The 10,147-nt window shown below is 41.0% G+C and carries 6 protein-coding genes; all 6 read right to left on the minus strand.

Annotation, left to right across the window (positions count from 1 at the left end):
- Positions 1-691: AAA family ATPase (locus tag B4033_RS08595; protein ID WP_286833205.1), on the minus strand; the 691-nt coding region annotated here is incomplete at its 3' end.
- A 37-nt stretch (positions 692-728) separates the two neighbouring features.
- Positions 729-3,983 (minus strand): type I restriction endonuclease subunit R, encoded by a 3,255-nt coding sequence (locus B4033_RS08600; protein WP_286833207.1) that lies wholly within the window; start codon positions 3,981-3,983, stop codon positions 729-731.
- A gap of 34 nt (positions 3,984-4,017) precedes the next feature.
- Positions 4,018-4,935: an Abi family protein gene (locus B4033_RS08605; RefSeq protein WP_286833209.1), complete on the minus strand. Its 918-nt coding sequence runs from the start codon at positions 4,933-4,935 to the stop codon at positions 4,018-4,020.
- Between the two features lie 187 nt (positions 4,936-5,122).
- Positions 5,123-6,481: a restriction endonuclease subunit S gene (locus B4033_RS08610; RefSeq protein WP_286833211.1), complete on the minus strand. Its 1,359-nt coding sequence runs from the start codon at positions 6,479-6,481 to the stop codon at positions 5,123-5,125.
- The gene (locus B4033_RS08615) at positions 6,481-8,754 is read right to left on the minus strand and encodes a type I restriction-modification system subunit M (protein WP_286833214.1); all 2,274 of its coding nucleotides are present in this window, start codon (positions 8,752-8,754) and stop codon (positions 6,481-6,483) included. Before B4033_RS08615 ends, B4033_RS08610 begins: the two co-directional genes overlap by 1 nt.
- A 126-nt stretch (positions 8,755-8,880) precedes the next feature.
- A partial coding sequence (locus B4033_RS08620) for a protein rep (protein ID WP_286833215.1) occupies positions 8,881-10,147 on the minus strand: 1,267 nt, incomplete at its 5' end.

A 10,147-nucleotide genomic window follows, 5' to 3' on the forward strand; every position in this document is an offset into this window, starting at 1 on the left:
CTTGAGCTTTTTTAGCGAATTCTGCTAATACTCTATTTTCAACTTTATAAGATATGTTTCCATTTTCATTAGTTTCAGCAACAATGCCTCTTACAAAATCCTCATAAGAATATGCCGGGTGGAATTGAACAATCTGATACTCCCCTTGGCTTATTTGTTCATCTTTATCAGCAAGTGTATTTCCTTTATGTGTAATTTCTTCAGCGAGCAATTTAGCTAAACGAGTCTTACCAGTCCCAGGAGGGCCTTGTAAAATGATCTGATGTTTAAATTTTATTAATTCAAGAGTCTTTACTTTTTTCTGATTGTCTATCACTTGTTTATACCATTTTTTTATTGAAATAGTCGTTGCTGTATTTTCATCCGCACATCGTGTTAACGTTTTATTGGGTGCAACATAAAATGCATATGATCTATCGTACCAATCCAAGATTTCAATTTTTCTTCGGCGTTTACACCATTCAAAATCTTCATCATCTTCAATGTACTCATAATCACCAGTCACTCTAGTCAAAGCAATAAAATTACCTCCACGTTTTACAGCAACGATATCCCCTTTCTTCATTTGTTTCTCAAATGCTACTTGTTGATTAGCCTTCTCTTCTTTCCAATCACCTAGACCTATTACCCCTCGCTCAATAAGCAAGTTTTTTTCCCTTCCCCAAGTAAGATCACTTGGGTGTAATTGCATGTGCCAATAATTCATATTTTCACTCAAATTAAAAAAACTAGCGTTCTCTATTCACTAACACATCATAAATAATATGCGCAAATTGCTTCATCTTCGCAGAATCACTCATCAACTCTGTCATTTGCTCCATATGCGCTGCATTACTGTCTAATACAGCATCATCAAGCGCCGTGTCAAACTCACCCAGCATGGCCTGTTCACGAGTGTTGGTATGAATCTGTTTCATCATTCGTGTGTTCTCAGACATCTTGTCAGCAATGGTCAGAGCATAGTTGATCATGTCTTTCTCTGTCAGATTGTCCGTCACAAACAGATCATTCATACGACTTAAAATCTGCGACAAAAAGTCTTCTTTCTTGTCTTTCGGCTTTGCAGTACCCAGTTCATTACCAGGCTCAAGTTTATGCTCGGTACTATCGGCTTTAAGCTGAATATCCTGTTGGCGTAACTTGGACAAACGGTAATGCGTCATTGCAACATTGCTTAGATCAATCTCATCCTCTTCGGCCACCTGTTCACGCAGTAATGGGCGCAAGTTACGGGCAAAAAGACTGAGCTTCTCCAACTCCTTGTCGTCATATTCCACGATCTGAGACATAAACTCATAGAAACGGGTAAAACTGCCTAAATCCTTTTTAAAGATTTCCAGTGCATCACGGGCTTTCTTCGCTTCAGCAAATTCGTTTTCCGCATTGGCAATTAGTACGGCGTCACCTGTCTGTTTACAGCGTTCTAAACGGTTCTTGGTGACATCATAATCATTCATGGCTGTCGTGTAGCGATGTTGCCAGCGTTGCATCGCAGGCTTACAGATATTGGCAAGTGCCGCATTGGGTTTGTTCTTGCTATAAAAAGCTTCTGTAAACTGCTCTACCTCAGTCATAAGGAAAATACCTGCTGATTTCAGCTTGTTGGCCAGATCGTACACTTGATCAGGATTGGACACATCTGCCAGTTCTGCTGTTTGGTAGTAAGGTTGGAAGGCATCCAGTATATCTTGCGGTTCATTAAAGAAATCCAGAACAAAGGTGCCAGTTTCTGCTTTACCCGGATAAGTACGATTCAAACGAGATAAGGTCTGTACGCATTCCACACCACCCAATTTCTTATCGACATACATTGCACACAGCTTCGGCTGGTCAAAGCCAGTCTGGAACTTGTTTGCCACTATCATCACCTGAAAATCATCGCTATCGAATGCCTTACGCATTTCACGACCTTTCAGGTTCGGGTTCATGTTACTTTCAGTGAATTTCTGCCCCAGTAAATGACTACTATCAGAATCGTTCTGGTTGAATTCTACCTCACCAGAGAATGCCACCATGGCTTGAATATTCTGGTATTTGTTCTCAGCAATGTATTTATCAAAAGCTTGTTTATAGCGCACCGCCTCTTTACGTGAACTGGTCACTAGCATGGCTTTGGCCTGACCACCCAATAAACCCATCACGTTCTTTTTAAAATGCTCAATAATCACGCCAACCTTTTGCGAGATATTATGGTCATGCAAGCGCACCCATTGGTTCAGCTTGATCTTGGCTTTCTTGGCATCAACGGTTGCATCTTTTTCTTCAATCTTCTGCTTGAGCTTATAGATGACTTTATAGTTGGTGTAGTTCTTCAATACATCCAGAATAAAGCCTTCTTCAATGGCCTGACGCATGGAATAGACATGGTAGGCTTCAGGCAAATTGGTCTTCGACGGCGGCATGGTTGGGTCAGGTAACCGACCAAACAGTTGTAAGGTTTTATCCTTTGGTGTTGCAGTAAAGGCATAGAAGCTTAGGTTTGCACTCCCCTTACGTGATGCCATCACGGCATCGAGTACATCTTCCGAAGAAAGCTGTTCATCTTCATCACGCTCTTCAATCATCAAAGTTTCTTTAAGCTGACGCGCCGTGGAACCGCTTTGGGATGAATGGGCTTCATCGGCAATCACGGCGTATTTACGCTCTTTTAAACTGGTGCTGTTTTCAATGGCACGTAGTACAAATGGGAAAGTCTGAATGGTCACGATAATAATCGGCTGAGCCATTTCCAAAGCTTTTGCCAGTTTCTCCGATTTGGAGCCATCGCCTTCCTTGTTGTTAATCCGTCCCACGACGCCATCTGCATGTTCAAACTGATAAATGGTGTCTTGTAGTTGCGCATCTAAAATGGTTCGGTCTGTCACCACAATGACGGAATCAAACATCTTTTTATTGTTAGCATCATATAGGCTAGAAAGCTGATGCGCCGTCCATGCAATTGAGTTAGATTTACCCGAACCTGCGCTGTGCTGAATCAGGTATTTCTGTCCCGTGCCTTCAGCTAATGAGTCCTCAACCAGTTTACTGACCACTTTCCACTGATGATAACGTGGGAAGATCAGGCTCTCTTTTTTGTATATACGACCTTCCCAGTCTTCCTTTTCTTCAATCTGAAGATGGATAAAGTTACCGACAATATTCAGCAAGCTATCAGGTGTGAGTACTTCATTCCATAAATAGCCTGTTGCATATTCATTTTGATTTTCAGGAATGTCATTGCCTGCACCCTGCTCTTTGGTGCCTTTGTTAAATGGCAGGAAATAGGTGCTATCACCATTCAAATGCGTCGCCATATAGACTTCATACTGATTGACGGCAAAATGCACCAATGCCCCGCGTTTAAACATCAGCAAGGGTTCAGGCTTATTGGTTTCAGGGTCTTTGGGCAATCGGGTTTTTCGGTACTGTGTCATGGCATTTTGCACAGCCTGTTTAAACTCGGACTTGAGTTCCATTGTTGCCACAGGAAAGCCATTGATAAACAGAGTCAGATCGATGCGCCATTTTTTGGCTTGTTTGCCTGTTGCCTCTAGTTCGGCTTTGCTGGCGTATGGGCTATAGACCAACTCAGGCACCACACGGCAGATGTTTTGCTGATAGCGTTGATTCAGTTCGGGGTTTAGACCATGTTCAGGTTTAAACTGACAGAATGAAAAGCGTGTACCACGGGTCTTGATGCCATGACGGAGTATGCCCAATGTGCCATAACTGCGGGATTCAACATCGGTGGCATTGATATCGGCTTTTTTAAGCTGAGCCACCACGGTATCTAGAAAATGACGTTCGGTATCATTCGGGAAGATGTTTTTAAATTTCTGCCACTCTTTGTCTTGGGTCTTTTGTACGAAGTCTAAAACATCCTGTTCATACAACGCTTTTTCACGGTTGTAGCCTATACCTGAACCAACAAGCCAGCCATGGCTTTGCATTTGCGCAATAATATCTTGCTGGAAGATAGTTTCTAAAGTTGCATCCGATCTCATGTTTCCCCTACCCCTAAATACCCAAATTTCTTTATTACGGTTCTATTTGCCAAACTGGATAGCTTTGCCAATCTTCAGGGAAGCCCATCGCTGTTTTTGATATGTTGTGATGTGTCAAAAGCAGATCAACCAGACGTTTACGCCATTTATGTTGCGGGGCGATTTTGTCCATGAAATAAAGCAGAAACACCAGACTATTATAAATTTTTCGATCTGATGCGTTGGTATTTTCAAAATTGCATTGCACCCGAAGCCCCATCGGCTTACTGCGTGGCTTGGCGATGGTTTTGGTGAATTTGCGGTTCCATAGTCTTGAATGATGAGCACAGGTATTTCTTAAGTAGACAAAATGCTGTAATAAGCCTTCAAACTGTTTTTCATCGCAATCAAAATGACTGGAAATGGCTTTACGTGTCTGAATCGGTGCCAAGAGCTGATACCATTTGGATAGTTGCCCGAAACTCATCACTTCGCAGGTTGCCCAGATTGGTGGTAATTCAGGATCATCATAGGTACGTTTATAGTGCTCGATAAAGACTTCGTCTGCTCGGTCTACTTCACCTGCAAGTGATTCTAATAATTTGTGCCATCTAAAGGCGGGTTTAAAGTATTGCCCTTGCAGATAGGCGTGACAACCATGCCGATGTGCCAATTCATAGGCAAAACGGGTACGAACGGCAACTTCCAGACGTTCTATGGCATCCAGGATGAGTAGTCTTAATTCACGATCAAAAACATATAACTCTAAAACCTGTTCAAAACTGGTCTCTGGTTTAAAGCAATGTGGTGAATGGCTGTATTCAAACGGAAGCCAGTAGGCACCTAAGCGATAATAATTGATTTGCTCTAGGTAAAATTGTGCATCTTGCTCATTTGCAAATTGCATACCACGCGCTTTTAATAGCTCAATTTGTTCAGCAAAGGTTTTGGCAGGCTTGTTAAAAGATTTCATAGATGGCCTGCCCGGATTGTTATATTTTTTAGGGCTCCAGAAACAAGTAACCCGACAGTTTGAGGATGCAATTGCTTGCCTAGCCTTGTCGGGTGTTGTTGAGCATATAGTGAATCATTGCAATTATTTATGCAATGATTTTTTGTATCTGCTTGATTCCACATTTGTTTGAGGCATCTGAGAATATTCATGCGCTAAACTCCGTTTTAGCCTCATTGGGGTGTTGCCAGTTGCTGACATTGATTTTGCCTGTGACCGCAGAAGAAATAAGGGCTGTACGGCGTTCTTGTAAAAGAGTGATTTGTAATTCTGCTTTTTCAGTTAATTCCGCATAAACCTTCATTTTCTTAGCAATAACTTGCGTAATTTCTTCTTGTTCTTTCAGTGAAGGTACAGGTATAAGGCTATTAGCTAAATATTCATGTTCAATACTTTCAACAGTTGCACCTTCTTTTGACCACTCTAAAAGCAATTGCGCCGTATTACCGTGAATCAAATTAGCGATATATTCAACTAGAACTCTTTTACCAAATTTCAGAGCTTTCATGTCCTGATTCATTGTCACCGGAACAGTATTAATGGCAATAGGAATTGTTCTTTGCAGAATCCCTGAACGTACCACCATCAGTAGACTATTTTGTTCCACAATATTGGTTGAGGATTCTTTTACTGCTTTTTCTGTAATGTAGTCTTGAGTTTCACTAATCCAAAAAGTTTTCATATCTTTTGGAGAAACCCAAGGAATATTTCCATCAGTCCAATAACTCAAATTATCTTTAGTTGGTGTACCGCCACCACTAAATGTACATAGATATTTTAATGGTACTAATTGCCAATGCTCAGGCACTTGCCCCAACCATTCCACCCCTGAATCCTTCATGTTTACATCAGGATTTAAACCTTTGGTCACTGCATGGCTAATCACCGCTTGACGCTTTTCTTTTAGCAATTCAATCAGCTTTTCTTGTTTGGCAATTAAGCTATCAATTTGTGCGGTTTCATGGTCGAGGAAGTCCACAATATTTTGAATATCATCAATCGACTTAGGTAAAGTAACTTTAATATCACCTACTGTGTCAGTATTCAGGTTTAATTGTGTACCCATTTTTCCAAGCCCTTTATAAGCCTGTTCACCTGCGAATACATAAAACAAAAACTTATTAGGGATTTTTAATTCAGGAAAATAAACAAAACCATCGTGAATACATGCCTTAATTTTATTAATACATGGTTTTCCTACCGTTCCTGCAATACTTAAAAATAATTCATTTGGTTCTAGCTTAACGCTTAATGAACTACCCAATTCAGACATAGTTTGAGGTGTATTTAATAAGTACGTATCTGAGGCTGAGACATCAGCAATCCTCACCCAAGCATATTCACCGTTATCATCAAAATATTTTGGATCATCAATCGGTCTTGGACTAGCTCCACGTTTTACTGAACTTAAATGCTTAATCTTAATGATGTCCCATTCTTTTGGTACATCCTCTAACCACTCAACCCCTGAATCTTTATACTCAGCATATTTCTCATATTTCGCCATTAAGAATGCACCTCTTGCAGAAGTGCCATAATTTCACGGCTGACCGCATCCAAATCCGTATCAATCTCGCTTAAATCACGTGGTGGTTCATAGACATAAAAATGACGGTTAAACGGAATCTCATAACCCACAATCCCAATCTCGCCATCTTGTGCATCACGCTTATCGGCATTGATCCATGCATCAGGCACATGCGGTTGCACCTCACGTTTAAAATAAGACTCGATTAAATCGGTGGTGCTGACACTTGGGTCAAGCGCAATGTTCTCTGCGTCACGCAAATCACCATCCTGCACAAACTCAACAACTTTGCCTTTATAAGCAAACTGACCATAAAGCGGATTTTCTGCGCCTTTCACCACTTTATTGATCACTGGTTCAGCATCCGCATTTTTCCAGGTGATGGCGTCAATAAATTGCTTCTTCTCTTTGCTCTCAAGCTTCACATTGGCATCTTTGAGTGCTTGTTTGAGGACATCATCAAAGGCATTAAAGTCATCACATTGCGCCGTACCAATTTTGGCTTGTAAGGCTTGGGCTTTATTGAATAACTGACGTTGTTCTAACCACAGTTTTGGTTCTAACACGGTCTTAATGTCTTTTTCTTTCAGCTCGCTAAATTCAGCTTTAATCAGCGCACGAATCTCGGCTTCATACTCCGTCAATTGACCATAACTGTCTGCTGTCCATGTTGCGCCGTATTGCTCATACAGCTTTTGCATCACCGCATTAAATGGCTTCGGTGCAAAACGTAAGGATGCTACAGCAGCATCACTCACCTGAGCCGATAAACGCAACGGACGCTCGATGGTCACACGGCGGTAGCCAAACTCGTAACTGTTAAAGATTTTGCTTGAGAAAGGCTTTTTCTGATCACTTTCACCATCATGGGCTAAGGTATCTACCGCTTCAAATGCGCCGTAGTTTTGGGTAATGGTACGGATTTCTTCATCGGTTAAATAATTACGCTTCGAGCCTAAAGACTTACGCATTTTTGAACTGAGGTTAGTAGCATTAATCAAATGTACTTTGCCTTTACGCTCAGCATCTTTCTTATTGCTCAGTACCCACACATAGGTCGCAATACCAGTGTTATAGAACATGTCGGTTGGTAGGGCGATAATCGCTTCTAACAAATCGGCTTCTAGGATATAGCGGCGGATTTCACTTTCACCACTACCTGCACTTCCGGTAAACAAAGGCGAACCATTCAGGATAATGCCGATACGACTACCCTGACCATTGCTGTCAGTATCACGCATCTTGCTAATCAGGTGCATCAGAAACAATAACGAACCATCGGACACACGTGGCAAGCCTGCACCGAAACGCCCTTCAAAGCCTTTTTGCTCATGCTCATCTTTGATCTCTTGTTCGATCTTCTTCCAGTCCACACCAAATGGAGGATTCGATAGCATGTAGTCAAATTTCTCATATGCCAGTTGGTCATTGGAGAGTGTATTACCGAGTTTAATATTACGCACATCCTGACCCTTGATCAGCATATCCGCTTTACAGATCGCATATGACTCTGGGTTGAGTTCCTGACCAAACACCCGCATTACCGCTTCAGGGTTATGCTCATAGACATATTCTGAACCCGAGGATAAAAATCCACCCGTACCCGCCGTGGGATCATATACGGTGCGGATAATGCCTTCTTTAGTCAAAGCATCATCATCTTTACCAAACACAATGCCTGTGGTTAAACGTACGATGTCACGTGGGGTAAAGTGTTCCCCTGCAGTTTCATTTGAGCTTTCAGCAAAACGACGGATCAGCTCTTCAAACACCAATCCCATTTCATGGTTGGATACGGCGCTGTAACTCAAGTCTGTAGAAGCAAACTTCTGCACGACTTTATAAAGTAAGTTGGCATCATCCAGTAGACCAATGAACTCATCAAACTTGAAGTGCTCAAAGATTTCACGGGCATCTTTAGAGAAGTTCTGGATGTAATTATTCAGGTTAGCACGAATATCCTTTTGACCAAGGCTACCCAAATCCAGTTCAGAGGTATTACAAAATGACAGTCCACCTGTTGCCTTGAGAAGCATTTTTTCTTTAGCTTCTTCTGGTAATGGTATTTGTTTTACTTTTTCATTCGCAGCAAGCACATCAGCTTTAGTTGGAGCTAATACACACTCAAGACGGCGCAGTAAGGTAAAGGGTAAAATCACACGCCCGTACTGGGATTGTTTAAAGTCCCCACGCAGTAAATCTGCCACCGACCAGATGAATGCTGCTACCTGTGAAAAATTATTATTTGTCATTAAAAATATACCGCTTGCCCAAGGGCTAAAAACTAGAAATTTACAGTGATGATTGTGCCTTACTCACATCAACAATTCTAGTAAATCATGGACTTGGTAATTCAACTTTGGATTGATTAACAACACCTAATCAAAGAGTTTGGATTGTTGAATATATTTAAGCAGTCGGTCAGTTCTCGGGTATATACGACAATCAAGCCCTAAATACTGGATATCCAGTGCTATAGTACGGAGAAGTTGGCGCCGTATTGCATATGAGGCTTTACAAATCCTTTGCCATAAAGATTGAGTAATCTGCAAGATACGAAGCGTTTTCTTCAAATTCTCTTGTTTTTGTTCCCGTTTTTTAATTTTTTGCACTTCTGCATTCTTGAAGTCATACCCTTTATCCATCAGAAAGTCAGTTAACAGATCTGACCATCGCATAAAGTTTTTGTTCACCATTGCAACCGTATACTCTTGCAGAATGAATCCATATTTTCTGGCAGTATGCTTATTTTTATCGGATGCCAACTGTGCAATATCCCAGATCGTTAGACCTGCGCCGTGGTCAATATCTTCGTGTAATTTTGTACTACTTTTCTCTTTTGCAAACCGATGTTTTATTAAGTAGTTAATGACCTTGGTGTCTAACTTATCCGTATCAGAAGCACAGTTCTTCAATTTGACACCGTACTTCCGATTAGGAGTTTTAATACCACTGAGCTTACACTTTGCAGACCATGCTTTATATAAATCTTTCTCAATATTGATCAATTCCTTGGCAGTATAAAACTGCTCTGAAATAACCAGAATATGCAGGTGTGGATGCCACCCAGATTTTTCAGAATAAGTGACTTCAAGTACCGTGATATGACCAACTTTAGAAAAGATTTTCCTCAACTTTCCTGCTCGCATTCCATCTATAAATTTTCCCTGAGCTACCTTTAGCTTTTCGAGTAGATCCATTAAACGATCTCTTAAGGAATGTGGAATTGTTAATGTCATCATATAAGCATACAAACCTAAGTCATTGATGACCTTTTGAAGCTCAATTAGTTCAACCTTTTTCTGTGCACCCAATCGAGCGACACAGGTTGGACATACCCAGCACTTCCTGCATTCCTCTATTTTGCTATACGTCACTTTTTTCGTGTCAGTTCGATATTGAATTTCAACATTTGCCTGTTTTGGTATTACAGCTTTTCCACACCTAACACTGCCATGCACAGGGTCAAACTTTTTAATTTCTCTTTGAATTATTTCTAGCAACCTGTACTTGAAACTACTGCCTGATTTACGCTTATCTGACACGGTTTCATAATCTGTTTTGTTGGATAACTTTCCTCTTTTAATATCTAAAGGGTTTCCACTTTTCTGGAGCATTTCCAAAGCAGCAGGTAGAGTAGATTGA

Source organism: Acinetobacter sp. UBA3132 (genome assembly GCF_002364825.1).
Lineage (GTDB): Bacteria > Pseudomonadota > Gammaproteobacteria > Pseudomonadales > Moraxellaceae > Acinetobacter > Acinetobacter schindleri.